16 protein-coding genes and 1 riboswitch are annotated in these 19,155 nt (G+C 37.6%); of the genes, 10 read left to right on the top strand and 6 right to left on the bottom strand.

Annotation, left to right across the window (positions count from 1 at the left end; genetic code table 11):
* Positions 1-614: 614 nt before the first annotated feature.
* The 5 genes from D1B32_RS07365 to tatA all read left to right on the top strand — a co-directional run bounded on the left by D1B32_RS07365 (position 615) and on the right by tatA (position 6,387).
* Positions 615-2,222: a M20/M25/M40 family metallo-hydrolase gene (locus D1B32_RS07365; RefSeq protein ID WP_118889005.1), complete on the top strand. Its 1,608-nt coding sequence runs from the start codon at positions 615-617 to the stop codon at positions 2,220-2,222.
* Positions 2,223-3,013: 791 nt separating this feature from the next.
* Complete coding sequence (locus tag D1B32_RS07360) at positions 3,014-5,107, top strand: hypothetical protein (RefSeq protein ID WP_118889004.1); 2,094 nt, start codon at positions 3,014-3,016, stop codon at positions 5,105-5,107.
* A 25-nt stretch (positions 5,108-5,132) separates the two neighbouring features.
* Positions 5,133-5,480: a hypothetical protein gene (locus tag D1B32_RS07355; RefSeq protein ID WP_095308361.1), complete on the top strand. Its 348-nt coding sequence runs from the start codon at positions 5,133-5,135 to the stop codon at positions 5,478-5,480.
* 117 nt (positions 5,481-5,597) lie between these two features.
* The gene (locus D1B32_RS23690; protein ID WP_158586218.1) at positions 5,598-5,765 is read left to right on the top strand and encodes a hypothetical protein; all 168 of its coding nucleotides are present in this window, start codon (positions 5,598-5,600) and stop codon (positions 5,763-5,765) included.
* Between the two features lie 409 nt (positions 5,766-6,174).
* On the top strand, positions 6,175-6,387 hold the full coding sequence (tatA, locus tag D1B32_RS07350; protein ID WP_118889003.1) for a twin-arginine translocase TatA/TatE family subunit: 213 nt from the start codon (positions 6,175-6,177) through the stop codon (positions 6,385-6,387).
* Between the two features lie 56 nt (positions 6,388-6,443).
* Here tatA and D1B32_RS07345 read toward each other — a convergent pair whose 3' ends face one another.
* From D1B32_RS07345 to D1B32_RS07335, 3 genes are all read right to left on the bottom strand, one after another.
* Positions 6,444-8,141 (bottom strand): putative bifunctional diguanylate cyclase/phosphodiesterase, encoded by a 1,698-nt coding sequence (locus D1B32_RS07345; protein ID WP_095308364.1) that lies wholly within the window; start codon positions 8,139-8,141, stop codon positions 6,444-6,446.
* A gap of 246 nt (positions 8,142-8,387) precedes the next feature.
* Positions 8,388-9,005 (bottom strand): peptidylprolyl isomerase, encoded by a 618-nt coding sequence (locus D1B32_RS07340; protein ID WP_095308403.1) that lies wholly within the window; start codon positions 9,003-9,005, stop codon positions 8,388-8,390.
* A gap of 324 nt (positions 9,006-9,329) precedes the next feature.
* Complete coding sequence (locus D1B32_RS07335) at positions 9,330-9,431, bottom strand: YjcZ family sporulation protein (protein WP_095308365.1); 102 nt, start codon at positions 9,429-9,431, stop codon at positions 9,330-9,332.
* 162 nt (positions 9,432-9,593) lie between these two features.
* On the opposite strand from D1B32_RS07335, the gene dacB reads away from it, so the two are divergent.
* Complete coding sequence (dacB, locus tag D1B32_RS07330; RefSeq protein ID WP_118889002.1) at positions 9,594-10,958, top strand: D-alanyl-D-alanine carboxypeptidase/D-alanyl-D-alanine endopeptidase; 1,365 nt, start codon at positions 9,594-9,596, stop codon at positions 10,956-10,958.
* Between the two features lie 102 nt (positions 10,959-11,060).
* Here the strand turns inward: dacB and D1B32_RS07325 are convergent, their stop codons facing one another.
* The 3 genes from D1B32_RS07325 to D1B32_RS24005 all read right to left on the bottom strand — a co-directional run bounded on the left by D1B32_RS07325 (position 11,061) and on the right by D1B32_RS24005 (position 14,064).
* Entirely contained in the window at positions 11,061-12,248 is a 1,188-nt protein-coding gene (locus D1B32_RS07325; protein ID WP_187393133.1) for an aminotransferase class I/II-fold pyridoxal phosphate-dependent enzyme, read from the bottom strand.
* Positions 12,245-13,363, bottom strand: a complete 1,119-nt coding sequence (locus D1B32_RS07320) for a methionine biosynthesis PLP-dependent protein (RefSeq protein WP_118889001.1) — start codon at positions 13,361-13,363, stop codon at positions 12,245-12,247. The genes D1B32_RS07325 and D1B32_RS07320 overlap by 4 nt, the downstream gene beginning before the upstream one ends.
* Before the next feature lie 75 nt (positions 13,364-13,438).
* Positions 13,439-13,550, bottom strand: a riboswitch (SAM riboswitch).
* Between the two features lie 364 nt (positions 13,551-13,914).
* Positions 13,915-14,064 carry a hypothetical protein gene (locus D1B32_RS24005; protein WP_168927287.1) on the bottom strand — a complete coding sequence of 50 codons (150 nt, stop codon included), beginning with the start codon at positions 14,062-14,064 and terminating at the stop codon, positions 13,915-13,917.
* Positions 14,065-14,579: 515 nt separating this feature from the next.
* Here D1B32_RS24005 and D1B32_RS07315 point away from each other — a divergent pair.
* From D1B32_RS07315 to D1B32_RS07300, 4 genes are all read left to right on the top strand, one after another.
* Positions 14,580-16,739: a type IA DNA topoisomerase gene (locus D1B32_RS07315; RefSeq protein WP_118889000.1), complete on the top strand. Its 2,160-nt coding sequence runs from the start codon at positions 14,580-14,582 to the stop codon at positions 16,737-16,739.
* 165 nt (positions 16,740-16,904) lie between these two features.
* On the top strand, positions 16,905-17,339 hold the full coding sequence (locus D1B32_RS07310) for a hypothetical protein (RefSeq protein ID WP_095308369.1): 435 nt from the start codon (positions 16,905-16,907) through the stop codon (positions 17,337-17,339).
* A gap of 209 nt (positions 17,340-17,548) precedes the next feature.
* Complete coding sequence (locus D1B32_RS07305) at positions 17,549-18,316, top strand: hypothetical protein (protein ID WP_118888999.1); 768 nt, start codon at positions 17,549-17,551, stop codon at positions 18,314-18,316.
* Positions 18,317-19,021 (top strand): SDR family oxidoreductase, encoded by a 705-nt coding sequence (locus D1B32_RS07300; protein WP_095308372.1) that lies wholly within the window; start codon positions 18,317-18,319, stop codon positions 19,019-19,021.
* The last annotated feature ends 134 nt before the right edge of the window (positions 19,022-19,155 follow it).

Raw genomic sequence — 19,155 nt, 5'->3', positions numbered from 1 at the left:
CTTCTCGCTTTGTTTTAGCCAATAGAACAACCTCCCAATCGTTATAGTTTTATTCTAACAATAAAAAACTGAACTGCGAAGTAAGAGCCGTACGCTCTCTCACTTACACAGTTCAGTTTACACTCCCCAATCGAATTTTTTCACAATAGTGTGGATTTCTCAATTTTTTTCTGGTTTCCTTTTCAGAGCTTTTAAAAGCAACGGTTGTTCCTTCTTATTCTGTAATTTCCTTAACATATTTTCAAGTATGAAGTACTTCACCCATTTCCATCGCTTACATATTGAATGGGTTACCAATTACATCCATAAATCATCAAATGTAAATTCCTTTCCGCTGTTTACAATATTCAACTCCATTCCTCGTGTGTAATTTCAACTAAACGTTTTTGTTACAACTACAATTGAAATGAAATCTGACTTGGAATATAAAATTTAAAAGGGATATATTATTTAAAAAATACTCCTGTTATAATCAGGAGTAAGTATGTTTTATTTCAGCTTAAATGAATTTTAGGAAGACTGCTAGATAAAGTTTATTTTATTCTTCGTTTCAAAAAAAATGAAAACGTTCTCTTTTGGTGTGAACAATTTAGCTGAGATGGGAGAATTTAATTATGAGCAATTTAAAATGGAATCAACCGGAAAAGTTACGTGCACTATTAGCAGAAGTAGTAAGCTGGAAGAGTATGACGCTTTCGGAGGGGGAGCGGCAATTTCCTGCAAAGCTACAAGCAAAGCTGCAGGACTTGCTGTATTTTCAGCAACTTCCAGATCAATTGGCGTTACATGAAGCAGATTTTAGGAGGAAGTTTCTAACAGCATTATATATACATCCTAATGCAAAAGAAACCATCTGCTTGATGAGCCATTTTGATACAGTAAATACAGAGGAGTACGGCTCTTTAGAACCATTAGCTACGCAGCCTGAAGAACTTACAAAGGTATTAAGAGAAAATCAAGAAGCGTTGCCCAATGAGGTGCAGAGGGATTTAGAATCTGGTGAATATTTATTTGGTCGAGGGACGATGGACATGAAAATGGGACTTGTCATGCATATGAGCTTATTAGAAAAAGCGACCGTCGAAAAATGGCCAATTAATTTGTTATTATTAACCGTTCCTGATGAGGAAGTGAATTCATCTGGTATGCGGCATGCTGTTCCGATACTTTTGGAGCTGCAAAAGAAGTATCATTTTAGCTATAAATTATTTTTAAATAGTGAACCAGTTTTCACCCAAGAGCCAATGGATCGAGCACACTATTTATATACAGGTTCTATGGGTAAATTACTTGCAGCTGCTTTGTTTTATGGTAGGGAAACACATGCTGGTGAGCCATTGAGTGGAATGACTTCACCATTTATTGCATCTTTTTTAACACGAGAAATGGAATGGAACGATTCGTTTCAAGAGACTGTATTAGGTGAAACCACACCACTTCCGGTTACATTACAGCAAACAGATTTAAGATTACTCTATTCTACGCAAACACCATACAGATCTTCGGCATTATATAATATTTTTATGATGAAGCGCAGCGCAAAGGAGATATTTGATATTTTTGAATCCGTAGCTCAAACCGCTGTGGCTAAATGTAATGAAGCGTACAAGAAAATTTGTGAGAAAAACAATGTAGAGCCGATCGGGAAGGTACAAGTTATTCGTTACAAAGATTTATTAAACTACGCTATAAAAAAGTTAGGTGAAGGGTTCGTTAACGATGTTATAGCTGATATTCAGTATGAAGAAGGCTGGGATGAGCGAGAAAAATCGTTACGTATAACCGACAAGTTAATGCTCCAATGTCAAGAGCTTGCTCCGGCAATTGTAATTCTTTTAGCACCACCATATTACCCCGCAGTAAATTCAACTGGTAATGAACTCGTTGAAGCTTGTACAACATTTATAAAAAAGTTAGCAAAAGATAAATTTAATTTAGAGATGAAACGCATTCACTATTTTAACGGGCTATGTGACCTTAGCTATGTAAACTATATGGGGATGTCAGATGGTTGGAGTGCATTTGAGGATAATACACCAGTATGGGGGGATAGCTATTCGATTCCATTTGAGGGAATGCAGCGGCTGAATGCACCGGTACTTAATGTCGGCCCCTTAGGATATGATGCCCATAAACGTACAGAACGACTAAGTTTAAAAAATGCTTTTGAAGAATTTCCTGTTATAATGGAAACTTTAATCCATAAGATTAGTAGATTATAGGTGCTTGCTGTATTTCCATTGCTGATGAAGATGGTTTTGTTGGACGTTATGTAGGTGATGAATTAGATAATGGTATGGGAAAAGTTGGGGATAAAGATGTATAATACGGGTACGTAACAAGGGATTATATCTTTTGATACGAGTCAAATTAAAGAAACCATTCATTCTGCAACTCTAAGGCTTCATCCAAATGCCATTCAAGGTAATGTAACTTCCATTCAAATTATATGCATGCTGGTGTATTTGGAAATCATGCATCACTTGAACAGTTGGATTATTCATATAAAGCAAGCGAATCAAATCTTGCTACCTTCTTGCTATTCGTCCGATAAAGCAGCATTTTATTGGACGATGTTATGTATTCAGCAGCTTTCCTAACGAATTGGATTTGTTAGTTATGGGCAAACAATTAATACAAATAAAGATAGGATAAGCATTTCCAAAGAATGCCGAACGCTATGTAAAAGTTGGATTTACTAAAGTTTTATTTTTTTTAATCATAACATGAGATCTTAATGTTATGACCTATTAGCGAAAGTGTACATTAATACAACAAATATAAAGACACAGAACCTCCTGGCACGATGTACGTAACTACGGAGGTTCTTTTTTATGTCAAAACATAACTTAACTATTGTCCCGGTTATATCACAAACTGAAAGTAAAAAGTGTTGCTAACTAGAGTATAGATCCAGCCCGAAATTCGAAAAAACCCTATAAATAGACGATAGCACGGGCTAAACAGATTTTAAAACAATACTATAACTTATAAATGAAAGGAGGTAATTTATTTGGCTAAATATGAATCAAATAGATACAGGAAAAGAAGAAAGTATATTAATAAGCTAAATAAATATAATTTATTGCTGGATGAAAATTTAAATGCTGAAGCAGATGCAGATGCGGATGCTGATGCATATTTGAATGCAGAAGTGGATTCAAAATCTGACTCACAAGCAGATTCTGATTCCCAAGCAGATTCGAACTCAGACTCAGACTCTGGCTCAACTTCAAATGCAGATGCTACAGCGAAAGCTGATTCAAATTCCGACTCCGATTCAACTTCGGATGCAGATGCGACAGCGGACTCGAATTCCGATTCCGATTCAACTTCGGATGCAGATGCAACAGCGGATTCGAATTCCGACTCCGATTCAACAGCAGACGCAGATGCTACATCTGATTCAGATTCAAACTCCGACTCCGATTCAACAGCAGATGCAGATGCGAAAGCTGATTCGAATTCCGACTCCGATTCAACATCGGATGCAGATGCTACATCTGATTCAGATTCAAACTCCGACTCCGATTCAACAGCAGATGCAGATGCAACAGCGGATTCAAACTCTGACTCTGATTCAACGTCAGATGCAGATGCAACAGCGGATTCAAACTCTGACTCCGATTCAACGTCAGATGCAGATGCAACAGCGGATTCAAACTCCGACTCCGATTCAACTTCGGATGCAGATGCAACAGCTGATTCGAATTCCGACTCCGATTCAACAGCAGACGCAGATGCTACATCTGATTCAGATTCAAACTCCGACTCCGATTCAACGTCAGATGCAGATGCAACAGCGGATTCAAACTCTGATTCCGATTCAACGTCAGATGCAGATGCAACAGCGGATTCAAACTCTGACTCCGATTCAACGTCAGATGCAGATGCAACAGCGGATTCAAACTCTGACTCCGATTCAACGTCAGATGCAGATGCAACAGCGGATTCAAACTCTGACTCTGATTCAACAGCAGATGCAGATGCGACAGCGGATTCAAATTCCGACTCCGACTCAACATCAGACGCAGATGCTACATCTGATTCAGATTCAAACTCCGACTCCGATTCAACATCGGATGCAGATGCGACAGCGGATTCAAACTCTGACTCTGATTCAACATCAGATGCAGATGCGACAGCGGATTCAAATTCCGACTCCGACTCAACATCAGACGCAGATGCTACATCTGATTCAGATTCAAACTCTGACTCCGATTCAACGTCAGATGCAGATGCAACAGCGGATTCGAATTCCGACTCCGATTCAACGTCAGATGCAGATGCAACAGCGGATTCAAACTCTGACTCTGATTCAACAGCAGATGCAGATGCAACAGCGGATTCGAATTCCGACTCCGACTCAACATCGGATGCAGATGCGACAGCGGATTCAAATTCCGACTCAGACGCAACATCCGATTCAGATTCGAATTCAAACTCCGACTCCGATTCAACATCAGACGCAGATGCGACATCAGACGCAGATTCAACGTCAGACGCAGATGCGACATCAGATGCAGATTCAACATCAGACGCAGATGCGACATCAGATGCAGATTCAACATCAGACGCAGATGCGACATCAGACTCCGATTCAACATCAGACGCAGATGCGACATCAGATGCAGATTCAACGTCAGATGCGGACTCGACGTCAGATGCAGATTCAACGTCAGATGCGGACTCGACGTCAGATGCAGATTCAACGTCAGACGCAGATGCGACATCAGATGCAGATTCAACGTCAGATGCGGACTCAACGTCAGATGCAGATTCAACGTCAGATGCAGATGCAACAGCGGACTCGGATTCTAATGCAACATTCGAAAATAACAATATTGAAGCCAATGCTGGTAATAATACCCTGACAACAGGTAACAATACGAACATTAATATTGGTATCAATGATAATACAAGCATATTAGTAGTATCATTACTTTCTATTATAGGTATATTAGAAGCTTTTAGAGGAGAAAACAACCCGGAAAATATGGATAATTTAATGACTAATCTTACAAATACACTAAATGTATTGTTAGAAAGAGAAGATAGTAATCGAGCAGCAATTCTTAATGCAATAGAATCTTTAAGAAATGAGTAAATAATCTGGATAAGGAGGAGATTAGATGGGTAAAAGATCCGTATCTACTTGTAGGATTAAGACGGATCAAAGTCAAGAAACGCTTACTGTAGCTATTAAAAATAGTAATCAAAAATATAGTCGTCCTTTTAAACTAAATGTATACGATGAAGATTCAAAAACAAAAGAAAAGCTACCAGTTTATTTGAATGAAGAACGAATAACTGAAGATACAATTGGCCCCTCAGAAGAGAAAGAATACAAAATAAATGTATCCAATGTAGATAGAAAAGTTGTATTCCAAATTATTCAGGAAAATAGCGGCGGTGGAATGAAAATGGGGGTAAGCAAAAGCAGTAAGCACCCAACACATGTAGAATTTCAGATGAAGTAAATTAATTATTTGGGCTGTGTGAAAGGTTAACAAACCTTAGGTCACAGCTCAAACTTTTAAATTAATTACGATAGATGTGAGAATGAAAGAATCTTTAACTTGAGAGGAGAATTCAAAATGACTATAGAAGAGAAACTAGCTGTAAAGCATGCGAATAAGGAAGAGAAACTAGCAGCAAAGCAATCGGTTAAGGAAGTGAAAGAGGCAGCTAAGCAAGCGAAAAAAGTAGCAAGAAAAGCGAAAAAGGAAGCAAGAAAAGCAGCTAGGGAGGAAAGAATAAAGTAGCTGAGCCAAACGAAATTCATTTAATAATAACTAAAGATGTGGATAACAAGTTTCTCTATACCACATAGGGGGGTGTCAAATAGAGTGTTAACGTTCTAATTGATTCAAGGTACTTTGACACCCTTACTTTATTACTTAACGAAGTAAATTTGTATCATTTGAAAAGGAAGGGATCAAACGAATATATCACAGGGAATTATAAAAGATTATCCTATTCCTATTCCAGCTGTTTCCGACCAGAACCGTATCGTGGTTTAATTAAAATATGAGTCGTCTCCTTTCATTATACATACATGTTATAACCGGATTGTATGCTACTATATTTCTCTAGAGTTGAATGAAAGGTGCACAATATGTTTTAATTTTTTAGATAAAGGAGTATAATTGGTGGAGTATGGGGGTGACACAGATGGGTATCGCGAATATAGGAATTCCAGGACTAATCCTGATTGTAATTCTTGCGTTAATTATTTTTGGGCCGAAAAAATTACCGGAAATCGGTAAGGCGGCAGGGCAAACATTGCGTGAATTTAAGAGTTCTGCAAATAATTTGATAGATGATGATTCTTCGGATGAGAATAAAAATAAAGAAAAAGAAAAAGAGGATCAAAACAAAGCATAAAAAAGGCCAGAATCAATTGATTCTGGCCTTTGTGTTCTGGCTCCTGTGATAGTCGACTAGCCTAATTGACTAAATAGTTCCGTAATCTCTCCATCACCTATGGGCTTACTGAAATAATAGCCTTGCCCCTCGTGACATTTTTGTTTTTTAAGATAATTTAGTTGGTCTTCACTTTCAATTCCTTCAGCAATTACCCTGAAATTTAAATTTTTTCCCATACTTATGATAGTATTTGCTATGATTTCACCGTCTCTATCCAAATCATCAATAAAAGACTTGTCGATTTTTAGTGTATCAATTGGTAGCCGTTTCAAATAGCTTAATGAAGAGTAGCCTGTCCCAAAGTCATCGATCGAGACATTGACACCAAGCTCCTTTAATTTATTGATTGTTCTAGAAGAAGTTTCGATATCAAGAATGGTCCCTTCTGTTATTTCGATTTCTAAGTAAGACGCATCTAATAGTGATTCATTTAAAATTTCCTGTAAATCATGTATGAATTTCTTATCCTTAAATTGCATTGGTGAAACGTTAACACAAATACGTTGTAGCAAGATTCCTTGTTCTTGCCACACCTTCATTTGGCTGCAAACAGTTGCCAATATCCATTTCCCAACTGGAACAATCATACCATTTTCCTCCAGGATAGGTATGAACTCATTTGGTGCGACAAATCCTAATTTTTTATTATGCCAACGTAGTAATGCTTCCAAACCAACGATTTTATTATTTTTAAGATTGACAATTGGTTGGTAGACAACTGTAAATTCATTTCGCCCAAGTGCCTCTTTTAATTCTAAGTCAATTTGATAATTTCGTTCGAGCAAAATATTTTGGTCCTCTGTATTAAAGCAGTATTGGTTACCGCCATTTCTTTTGGCATGATACATTGCTGTATCAGCCTGTTTCATTATGGATTCGATGAAAGTAATGCTAGGCCACTCCTTTGAAACGTATGCTTGCCTGCTAATTCCAATGCTTGCAGATGTCGACATCTGTTTATCGTCGATTTGATAAGGTAAACGGATCTGTTTCAATATAGTAGTTGCCAACGCTTGTATAGCATGTTCAGAGAGATTATTTTTCAAAATAATGATGAATTCATCTCCGCCTTGTCGTGAAATGAAGTCTGATTCAGTTAAACACTCTTTTAGACGATTGGCAACAGTTTTAAGCATGGCGTCACCAGTGTCATGACCAAAATTATCGTTAATGGCTTTAAACCGGTCTAAGTCTAGATACAAAACAGCTACAACTTCTTGTGGTTGTATTGGTTGATTTTCAACCCACTTGCGAAAGTGATTTCGGTTTGGTAGTTTTGTCACTGGATCTGTATACGCCATACGCTCGATATACGCCTCATGTTCTTTACGAGTTGTAATGTCATGACGTACTGAAATATATTGATAGACTTCTCCATCAGGTGTTAAAAATGGAACAATGGTCGTATCTACCCAGTAATAAGTACCGTCCTTTGCTTTATTTTTTATTTCGCCTCTCCATACATTCCCGTCTTGAATCGTTTCCCATAAATCTTTAAAAAAAGAGCTCGGATGAAAGCCGGAATTAATGATATTATGATTGCTGCCAATTAATTCGGCTTCACTGTACTGTGAAATTTCGCAAAACTTTTCGTTAGCATACGTGACAATTCCATTATTATCTGTTATGGCAACGATTGATGAAGCATCAAGGGCAAATTTAATATCCTTCAGCTTTTGGTATATTTTATCTAGCTCCGTTTTATGGTTCATTTTTACTACCTCTCTTGAAACTGATTCTATAGTTAGTACTATTATTATACTAGATTTATATCTTTAAAGCCAAGCAGACTCTTGAAATCAGGAGAGCTTTATATAACCTGCTAGGAAATTGGAACTATGGTGTGTGGTTTTATAATTTGAGTAGGGATTTTAGGTCATTTTTCGAGTTTGGAAGTTGACTCAGGGATTAGGGAGGATATAACCGAAAACCGTCTTTAAGCGATTTTCGGTTATCGTTTATTCTTCTGTTTTTTCGGGTGCTGGATAGCTATGCCCTTTTGTATCCACAGTGACTGTTTTAATGCTTTGATCTTCTAATGGCTTATCTGTTTCATCTCTTTGAGCGGCAACAATTTCATCTACTACTTCTATACCTTCAATTACCTTACCAAATGCCGCATAGTCTCCATCGAGATGTGACGACTGCTTTACCATAATGAAAAACTGGGAACCAGCTGAATCAGGATGACTAGACCTAGCCATGGAAAGTACGCCGCGTTCATGCTTTAATTCATTATCAAAACCATTAGATTGAAACTCTCCTGGAATCGAGTAACCTGGCCCCCCAGTGCCAATCCCTTCAGGATCTCCACCTTGAATCATAAAACCTGGAATAACCCGATGGAAAATTAAGTCATTATAAAAACCATCCTCAATTAATGAGATAAAATTTGCCACTGTATTTGGGGCAATTTTAGGATATAGCTCAGCAATGATTTCTTTATCATTCTCCATAGTAATGGTAACAATAGGATTTTCTTCAATTGTGGAGCTCTCTGCTTGTCCACCAGTATTATTTTCTTGCTCATTTTCTGTTTCGTTTCCGCAAGCTGTCACTATGAGAGCAAAAACCATAGCGATGGAAATAAGGAAAAATAGTTTCCATTTTGCTTTTATCTTTCGCACATAAATCCCCCTTACATACTAAAATGATTGAGTATAGTATAGCATGGGATCGATTTACATTCACAATACAAAAAGTCCTATATTTTCCTTGATTTTAGAATATTATTCGTAATCTTTTCTGCTGTTAATTTACAAGGTTGCTATTGTAGGAGGTGTTTTTCATCAAAAAAAGGATGCTAAAGCATCCCTCAAGGTTCCGTTATCTAATGAGAGGAGGAAAGAAAATAAGTTGATAAAAAAGGGAGAACACAACTTAGTACTACATAACAATCTCTAGTATGACTTTCCGAAAGATGTTCCAACGATAATTAATAGGATGAAAAGAACGACAATTAAAGCAAAGCTGCTATTGCCGCGGCCGCCACAATCACTCATATTTTACACCTCCCTGCTTTCGTTTACACATAGTATATGAACGGAATGGATTTTTGGCAGGGCGCTGGGGTTAAAATAAAAAATGATTTGTTGTATATGACGACGAAAGGGTTTTGTGGTATTGATGTAGAACTATTTGTCATAGAAGGGAGGCGAGCGTATATGAAGGAAGCATTAAATAGCTACATCGAAACAGATGCAAAGCTAGAGGGGGCAATAATTGGTATTAGCATTCGCTCCGCAGTATCTGGGGATGTTTTATATGAATATAATCATGATATTCGTCTTCGTCCCGCATCGAATATGAAACTTTTAACTGCTGCAGCTGCATTGAATGTATTAGGAGAAGACTATACGTTTTCTACACAATTACAAACAGATGGGGTGTTAAGAAAAGATACGCTTGAAGGCAACCTTTTTCTAGTTGGTAAAGGTGATCCTACTTTACTGAAGGAGGACTTTAAAGCGTTCGCAGAAGAAATAAAGAAAAAAGGTATCCATAAGATAACTGGAGATATTATTGGGGATGATATGTGGTATGATCATGTACGACTTTCTCGTGATTTAGTTTGGTCGGATGAGCAATATTATTATGGTGCAGAAGTTTCTGCGTTGACAGCTTCTCCAAATAAAGATTATGATACGGGTTCTGTGTTAATCGAAGTGATACCTACAGTTATTGGAGAGCCGCCAATATTTACAATATCACCGAACACAGATTATGTAACGGTTCAAAATAAGGCAATAACGGTGAAAGAGGCTCTGGACGATGATTTGATAGTGGAACGGGAGCATGGCAGTAATCGAATAACAATTTCAGGTGAAATTGCACATACTTCTGAGGCCGTTAAACGATGGATGTCTGTATGGGGCGCTAGTGAATACGCCATGAGGCTTTTCAGCAACGCTCTTACGAAGCAAGGAATAAGCTGGGATGGTGAAGTGAAAATAGGGGAATCCCCTAGGAATGCAACCGTACTAAGCTCAAAAGATTCCGTTCCGCTCTCGGAAATACTGATTCCTTTTATGAAGTTAAGCAATAATGGAATAGCGGAAATGCTAATAAAGGAAATGGGTAGAAGGATTCATAAAGAGGGAAGTTGGGAAAAAGGTATTCCAGTACTGGAGAAGGAAATGAAGCAGCTAGGCATTGCAGTAAAACATCTGTTAATCAAAGATGGCTCTGGTATATCACATAGTAATTTGATTCCGGCAAATGAAATTTCTCAATTATTGTATGAAGTTCAGAAAAAGGAGTGGTTTCCTGTATTTTTGCATGCACTACCAGTAGCTGGACATGCGGATCGAATGATTGGCGGAACACTTCAAGAACGAATGAAATTGTTTTCTGTGCAAGCAAAAACGGGAACTATTGAGGGGGTAAGCACGTTGTCAGGATATCTAGATATATCCAATGGAGAGCGGTTGATTTTTTCTATCCTGGTAAATAACCTACTTGGTGAAGAAGTAGGAAAGGTGATTGAGGATGAAATTGTAGAACGGATAGTGGTGGCGGAAGGTAAATAATCGTAATAGGCTTTATTCCCAGCCTTTTAAGCTGCAGTAGCTCTGTCCTTTACGCATTGTCAGAGGACAGAGCTCGCCAATAAAGCAATAATCTAAATTAGATTAAGAAGCAGAGGTTTTTACTGCAGCATAAACTTCAGCTGCATGGAGTGCTTGATCAAAATCTGCAATTAAATCATCTGTGAATTCCAGTCCTGCTGAAAAGCGTAATAATCCATCTGTAATGCCTCTTTTTTCACGTTCTTCCTTCGACATCGCAGCATGTGACATTGTTGTAGGATAAGACAGAATGGATTCCACTGCTCCAAGACTAACAGCAAAAACAGGTATCTGAACATGATCTACAAATGCTTTTGCAGCAGCTCTATTTGGTAGTTGGAACGAAAAGACAGCTCCAGACCCTTTGGACTGCCTTTGATGAATTGTAAATCCTGGGTGAGAGGCTAAACCAGGATAATACACTTTTTCAACAAACCGATGTGCTTTTAAGTAGTCAACCAATACTTGTGCGGATTGACTAGACTGTTTCAAACGAGCCCCTAATGTTTTCATTCCCTGCAGTAATAGGTAGGAATCTTGAGCACCAAGAATTGCGCCAAAGGAGTTTTGGATAGAAGCAAGTTTTTCCCCGAGCGATTCATCACGAGTAACAGCTAATCCTGCAATCACATCACTATGACCGGATAGAAATTTAGTTGCACTATGAAGTACAATATCTGCCCCGAGGTCTAATGGATTCTGATAAAGTGGTGTCATAAATGTATTATCGACAAACGTAAGGCAATTATTAGCCTTGGCAATTTTTACGATTCCGGTAAGGTCCGTAATATTCATACATGGATTGGAAGGTGTCTCAATATAAATCGCTTTTGTATTCGTCTGAATGGCATGAGCCGTTTCATTTAAATCGGTCATATTTACAAAGGTATGTTCAATTTGATATCGTTTCAAAACCTCTGATACGAAACGATATGTTCCGCCGTATACATCCGTTGTTACTAATACGTGATCACCAGCAGAGAGCAATAATAGTACAGAGGAAATGGCTGCCATACCAGACGCAAATCCGAATCCGTGTGAACCATTTTCCAGCTCTGCAATTTTGTCCTCCAATGCCTGACGTGTTGGATTTCCTGACCTGCTGTAATCAAACGGACCAAACGCATCAAAGCTGTTTTGGTGAAAAGTAGATGAAAGGTAAATAGGCGTATTTACCGCTCCAGTGCTTGTTTCCCCTCTCTGTGATCCATGAATGAATTTCGTTTCCACATGCCGCTTCACTTGATTCATTTCTCATCCTCCTCATTCAATTTGGATAGTGCTTGTTGTAAATCTGCTTTTAAATCCTCAACATGCTCAATACCTACAGAAAATCGGAGTAAATGATTGCTTATGCCTCGACGAATTCTTTCCTGTTCTGGTATGTCAGCATGTGTCTGCGTTGTTGGATAGGTAATAAAGCTTTCTACACCTCCAAGGCTCTCAGCAAAAACGATTAAATTTAATGAAGATAGAAATGGATCGACCCATTGTTCCTCTTTGAGAGAGAAAGACAGCATTCCACCCTTATTTGGATAAAATACATTTGAAACTGCTGGTTGCTCATTTAAAAATTTTGCTATGCTTTTTGCATTCTCTTCATGTCTTTCAACACGGAGCGCTAATGTTTTTAATCCTCTAATAAGTAGCCAAGAGTCAACAGGCGAGAGTACTGCACCAGTAGCATTATGATTCTGGGATAGCTTTTCACAGATTTCTGTTCCTTTTGCAACAACTAATCCAGCTAGTACATCGTTATGACCGCCAATATATTTGGTCGCACTGTGGATAACAATGTCTGCCCCTAACTTTAGTGGCTGTTGTAAGTATGGTGTTAAAAAGGTATTGTCAACAATGAGTAAAAGCTTATGCTTCTGGGCTAATGTTGCGTAGCTAAGAATATCAATTTCCTGCATTAATGGATTTGTAGGTGTTTCGATAAAAAGAGCCTTCGTACGTTCATTAATTAACTGCTCCGTTTTTTCAACTGTTTCAAACGTATCGTAAGTAGTCTCAATTTGGTAGGTTTCTGCATATTGTTCGAAAATCCGATAGGTACCACCATATAAGTCTTCAGGTGCAAGGATATGATCACCTGAACGGAAAAGGGATAGTACTAATTGAATAGCTGCCATCCCCGAGCTACAGGCAAACCCCGAATCACCTGTCTCTAAGTCAGCAATACCTTCCTCTAAAATAGTTCGGGTAGGGTTTTTCGTTCTTGTATAATCATACCCAGTTGACTGTCCAAGGCCTTTGTGCTGATAGGCAGTAGATAAGTAAATGGGTGGATTAATTGCGCCTGTTTTTTCATCACTCTTATTTCCTAGTTGTACGAATTTCGTTTGTAACCTGTTGTTTGTCATTTTTTTAGCCTCCAATAGAAAAAATAAAAAGAGCAACCCTCAGATAAGAAGATTGCTCTTAATAGCACAGCATTCTTCTTATCTTCTAAGCAACTTGGATAGTTGCTTACTGGAATTAGCACCGGACCGCTATCGGCTGGTTGCTGAGACATCAAAGGGCCAGTCCCTCCGTCTCTCTGGATAAGAATTAAATAGATTTATGTAATTTTTCGAAATTATATTAGTAATACCTTACATTAGAAATCTGAAAAAAGCAAGAGGCATTTCGTTTTATTGTTTTCGTTCGTAAAGCATAAAGCTGAGTTAACATTTAACCATTTAACCATTGACTCAGCTTTATGTGCCAGAGGATTAGTCGCACTTATCCCCTTGTGGTGAAAGCGGGCACTGACACCATGTAACAGAATGGGCGATTAAAACTAGACTACGCCCAAAGGGAGATGCTTTCTTTATCTCTTTCGTAGGAATGTTCGACCCGCCGGACCACCCGAAGTTCGGGGTGTCGTAGGTACATCGCTAAATCGGATGCTTCCGCTTTTGTTCTAAAGATGCTACCTTTTACGTTTGTTTTTCTTATTGTCTAAGTTTAGAAACTCACTATTTTCACTCGCGAATTCCGTATTATTGCCTTGCCTATTATGTTTATTGTGATTGTTTTGTTTTCCTTTATCTTTGTTTCGGTTTTTATTTTCCTCAGACATTATCGCACCTCCTGTGAAAATTTGTGGTGATTATTTACACCAATGAGGCTAGTTTAACCATTCACTTGGAAAATATAAGCGTAATAAAAACCTAATATATTTTTGTGTATGAAAAAAGTATGATGTATTACTTATATCTGCCTTTTGATTGAAAAGATAGATGACAATATTGTTATGGCTTTAAATCTAACTGCGAAGGAAATGTATTCAATCTAATATCCAGAGGACAAAGAAATGTTAAGTAAACGAAAGCAAGATCTAGTTTTTACGTATATGGTAGAAGATTGGGCTCGTCAGAATAACTTCACGGATCGCAAAAATGTCTTTGTAGTGGTGCAGAAAAAAATATAACAGTATTTGAATGCAGCCTATCTATTCTTAGCCAAGTTCGGTATAGGAATCAATTAGAAAAAAAGTGTAATCTATGGCATAATAGTATATCGAACGAATGTTTCTAAACGAGAATAACGGAAAATTAATAGATATGGAGTTAAAGGAAAGGGGATGAATTCGAATTGGGAGTCCAATTAATACTAGCAGAAAAACCATCCGTCGCCAAAAACATTGCAGACGCATTGAAAATAAAAACGAAGAAAGATGGCTATTTTGAAGGGAACAACTATATCATTACTTGGGCGTTTGGGCATCTTGTAGAGTTATACGATGCGAAAGACTATGATGGAAAAATGCGAAGCTGGAAAATGGATAATTTTCCTTTTATCCCTTCTGAATTTAAATATAAAGTAAAAAGCAATCCTCGGAATCGATCACAAACAGATGGTGGAGCTGCAAAACAGTTAAAAATAATCCATTCACTAATGAAACGAAATGATCTGGAAGCAATTATTTCAGCATGTGATTACGACCGGGAAGGGCAGCTAATCGGGGACAGTATTATATACCGAGGTGGAGTAAAGCCGAAAGCTAGTGTATTTCGCTTGCTCTTAAACGAATGGACACAGAATGAAGTGCTGCAAGGGTTAGAAAACCTCAAACCGAACAATACAATGCAACCATTGCGAGATGCAGGGATTAGCAGACAATGGGCCGATTGGGTTATAGGTATCAACCTAACCTCTGTTGCAACGTTAAAATATCAACAAGGAAAAAGCAAGGCCTTGAATATAGGCAGGGTACTCTTACCAACCTTAAAAATCATCTATGATCGCGATCAAGAAATAGCTAATTTCAAGCCAGAGGATTATTTTAAACTAACTGCAACATTTCAGACTGAAGATAACCATGAATATGAAGGAATCTATATAGAAAATAAAGATGAAAAGTTTAAGAAAAAAGAAGTGTTGGAAGAAGTCCACAATTTGATTCAAAACAAACAAGCAACTATTACAGATAAGCAAGTAGAGAAGAAAAAAGAATTTCCTCCGTTTTTATTTAATTTATCCAATCTGCAGGGGTTTATAACGAATAAATATAAGGGATGGACGTCTGATAAAGTTCTAAAGGTGGCCCAATCACTTTATGAGAAAAAACTGATTACATATCCGCGAACCTCTAGTATTGCTTTAGAAGAAAGTCTGGTTGCAAAAACAGCCCACGTGTTAAAGGTGCATTCCGAGGACCTCCCATATGAAGATGAAATCAAATTTATGAAAACAAAGCGTGTCTTTAATAACGCGAAAGTGGAGAGCCATAGTGCAATCATTCCAACATATGTAAAACCGAAACGACTTTCAGCAGATGAAGGAATTGTATATTCGGCAATAAAAAACCGTTTTATAATGCAGTTTATGCCAATAGCTATATATGAGGAGACAAAGCTGGTCACGAAAGTTTTCGAAACGGATCTACGTGGTTTTTTTCATTCAAAAGGTAAAGTGCAACTTGTTGAAGGCTGGAAAAAAGTTGAGAAAATACAATCAAAAGATACGATTCTTCCGTTTGTGGGCTTAAATGAACATGTTCAATTAATTGGCTCTGAGGTCACTACGCATGTAACGAAGCCGCCAAAGCATCATACGGAAAGAACATTGCTTCGTGTTATGGAGACCTGTGGTAAAAGTTATAAAGAGGATGAAAGTGAAGAGCTAATGGGTAGTATTCTAACCGGATTTAGTATCGGGACAGCTGCAACAAGAGCAGAGACGATTAAAAAGCTGAAGGATGTAGGATATATTACTACAGAAAGTAAAAATTTACTTTGTACAGAGCTTGGCAAGCGCCTTGTTGAGACTTTTCCGGTTAAAAACCTTTTTGATTTGGAATTCACTGGACGTCTTGAGAAAGCATTGTCTGATATACAAAAAGGAAAAGCGAGCAAGCAAGAGTTCCTTCGACTAGTATTTCATTTTACAACGGAGTCGGTTGAATCAATTAAATGTGCAGAGGACGTTATTATTAACAAAGTAACCTCATCGCGCGCAACCAATGAAGTTTTAGGGACTTGTCCACAATGTGGCGGCAAGGTGACAGACGGTTTTAAAGCTTTTGGCTGCAGCAATTGGAAGAAAGGCTGTACGTTTGTGATTTGGAAAAATGATAAATATTTAGCTTCGATGCGTAAAAAGCCGACGAAGACAATGGTAAAAATGTTATTAAAAGAAAAGAAAGCCTTTGTTAAAGGCCTTACAAGTAAAGGTGGAAAAAAGTTTAACGCCTATTTAAGCTATGAAAAAAATAGCAACAATGATTATTATAGCTGGAAAATGGAATTTTAACTAAGTAAATCTAAAAGGGCGTAAAGAAAATGTGTAATTATCAGTTTTTAAGCTTTTAAGTGGAAAATGGTGTATACTTAATAGTAGAGGTAGCATAATTCTATAAACGGAGATCTTGAGAATTATATTTGCGATGCTAATTTTCCTCGGGACAGGATGACGAACATGAAAAAAGTTATCGTAAGTACAAAGGAGAACCTGGGTTATGGTACATTAATATGGGTAAATGCGAGCAACCGTAAAGTATATCGCAGCAGTAAAAGTATTTCTGCTGATACTTCTTTCCATAGTTATGATTCACATTTTATGGGAATGGTTGATAAGCTGTACAAAGATCAGGAAAAACATCCCCTTTTATTTAAACAGATGCTTGAAAAATCGAACCGGATTTTTGGTGTATGTTTAAACAAACGACGTAATACAGATGGTTCAAAAGACATGAAGGTTCTATTTTTCCGGGACTGGGACAGTGTTCAGGACTTTGCTGAAAATGGCTTCCCAAAACTTGTAAAAGCAGAAGTAAAGAGAAGGAAAGCAGCCAAACAAAAATGGTTGGAGAGAGGGAAGTTATTCTCAGAAACGAAAAAAATATCACAATAGAGTGAATCTTATTAGATAAGATAAGCTGTCCATCAGGTGTGTTGCCTGATAGGAACAGCTTTTTTGTTTGTATAAAAAGCAATGTACCCCTTAGAGAAGTATAACAAAACTGATAAAAAATTTGGAAATTAATCCAAATAAAGCTTACAATGGAAGAAAAGAGTTAGAATTTGATAAATATAGACAAATAATATAGGAGTGGAGTGAACGTGCGAAATAAAAAACTTATCGTTATTAATGTTTTGACATTAATCGCGTTTCTTTTTGTAGTTATGATTGGAATAAACCGAATAGACGCTACAAAGGATGAATATGGGGCAATACAGGAAGAAGAAGCTGAAAAAGATGAGCTTGCAGACAAGGAATCGTTTGAACTTGAACCAAAAGAGGAGTTAAGCTTTCATACACCGGCAGCATTTATTATAAAAAGCAATGCTGGTTTACAATCTCTTCAAGAAATCGCCTTAACGCTAAAAAATAACAAACTAATAGTTGAGGCTGATGCTGCAGAAGAATCGGAAGAAGACCTGTTACAGGTTGAGGAGGAAGAAGTGGTTGATGCAGATCATTCAACTTCTAATATAATTAATGGTACGACAAATCAAGCGCCTACAAGCAATCATACTGTAGAAACGAAAATAACTACGGACCAGATTCAAAAGCCGAATAATGGGAAAAAAGACAAAACTAGAGAAAATCATCAAAGTAAAAAGAAAGAACATGATGATAATGAAATAAAGGATGAACCAGACCAACCAAAGAATCCACATGAAGAAGAAGGACAGCCACAAAGCCCATCAGAGGAATCCGACGAAGATAATAAAGAAGTAGAAATCCCAGTTGAGACAGATGAACCGAATCCAGAAGATCCTGTGAATCCACCAGTTGATGGACCAAAACAACCAGATTCAGATTCCCCTAAAGAAATTAAAGAGAAATCGAGTGAACAAAATAGTAATTTTCAAGGAGGAATATAAATGTTGAAGCTAAAAGGAAAAACAGCAGTTGTAACAGGTGCAAGTAGTGGAATAGGAGTCGCCATTGCAAAGCAGTTGGCAAATGAAGGAGCGGATGTTGTCCTTGCAGCTCGAAGGAAGGACAAGTTAGAACAAGTTGTAAAAGAGATAAACAGCTTAGGAAAAGGCAAAGCATTAGCTGTTTCAACGGATGTTTCACAGCAGAATAATGTTGACTCAATGGTAGATTACGCGGTTGAAGCTTTTGGGAAGATTGATATTTATGTGAATAATGCTGGTTTGGTTGGAGACGGTATAGTAAGAAATGAAAATGTTAAAGCATGGGAACAGATGATTGATGTGAATATTAAAGGTGTACTTTATGGTACTCATGCAGTCTTGCCAGGTATGATTGAGAGGTCTTCTGGTCATATCATTAATATTTCTTCTGTATCGGGTCAAGAAGTAACAAAGTCCACTACGGTTTATAGTGCTACTAAATTTGCTGTTCGTGCAATTTCAATGGGTTTAGAAAAAGAATTAGCAAGGACAGGGGTACGTGTAACGAATATTTCGCCAGGGATGGTTGAAACAGAAAGAAATAGTGAACGATTACCAAATGACCGAAAGCCTCTCCAGACAGACGACATAGCAAAGGCAGTCATCTATGCGTTGACGCAACCTGATTATGTAAATGTAAATGAGATCACAGTTAGACCCGTGTGATTAAAAATAAAATAGATTTTTTAAGAAAAAGTTAAGGAATATTAGCCTATTCTAAAGAAATTTGGTATTATAGCAATGTATGAGACAAGTTATGCATGGCCTTAAGCGTCGGGAAATTTAGTAATGATAAATGA

Origin of the sequence: Oceanobacillus profundus, assembly GCF_003515705.1 — a bacterium.
GTDB classification, from domain to species: domain Bacteria; phylum Bacillota; class Bacilli; order Bacillales; family Amphibacillaceae; genus Oceanobacillus; species Oceanobacillus profundus.
The sequence above is the reverse complement of the archived record's forward strand: the minus strand, read 5'-3'. Positions and strand labels throughout refer to the sequence as shown.

Excerpts from the sequence above, each read along its gene's own strand:
- D1B32_RS23690 (WP_158586218.1), top strand. The coding sequence starts at position 5,598 with ATGACTATAGAAGAGAAACTAGCTGTAAAGCATGCGAATAAGGAAGAG.
- D1B32_RS07365 (WP_118889005.1), top strand. The coding sequence starts at position 615 with ATGAGCAATTTAAAATGGAATCAACCGGAAAAGTTACGTGCACTATTA.
- D1B32_RS07325 (WP_187393133.1), bottom strand. The coding sequence starts at position 12,248 with ATGAATCAAGTGAAGCGGCATGTGGAAACGAAATTCATTCATGGATCA.
- tatA (WP_118889003.1), top strand. The coding sequence starts at position 6,175 with ATGGGTATCGCGAATATAGGAATTCCAGGACTAATCCTGATTGTAATT.
- D1B32_RS07340 (WP_095308403.1), bottom strand. The coding sequence starts at position 9,005 with ATGGTTTTTGCTCTCATAGTGACAGCTTGCGGAAACGAAACAGAAAAT.
- D1B32_RS07345 (WP_095308364.1), bottom strand. The coding sequence starts at position 8,141 with ATGAACCATAAAACGGAGCTAGATAAAATATACCAAAAGCTGAAGGAT.
- D1B32_RS07300 (WP_095308372.1), top strand. The coding sequence starts at position 18,317 with ATGTTGAAGCTAAAAGGAAAAACAGCAGTTGTAACAGGTGCAAGTAGT.
- D1B32_RS07320 (WP_118889001.1), bottom strand. The coding sequence starts at position 13,363 with ATGACAAACAACAGGTTACAAACGAAATTCGTACAACTAGGAAATAAG.
- D1B32_RS07310 (WP_095308369.1), top strand. The coding sequence starts at position 16,905 with ATGAAAAAAGTTATCGTAAGTACAAAGGAGAACCTGGGTTATGGTACA.
- D1B32_RS07335 (WP_095308365.1), bottom strand. The coding sequence starts at position 9,431 with ATGAGTGATTGTGGCGGCCGCGGCAATAGCAGCTTTGCTTTAATTGTC.
- dacB (WP_118889002.1), top strand. The coding sequence starts at position 9,594 with ATGAAGGAAGCATTAAATAGCTACATCGAAACAGATGCAAAGCTAGAG.
- D1B32_RS07355 (WP_095308361.1), top strand. The coding sequence starts at position 5,133 with ATGGGTAAAAGATCCGTATCTACTTGTAGGATTAAGACGGATCAAAGT.
- D1B32_RS24005 (WP_168927287.1), bottom strand. The coding sequence starts at position 14,064 with ATGTCTGAGGAAAATAAAAACCGAAACAAAGATAAAGGAAAACAAAAC.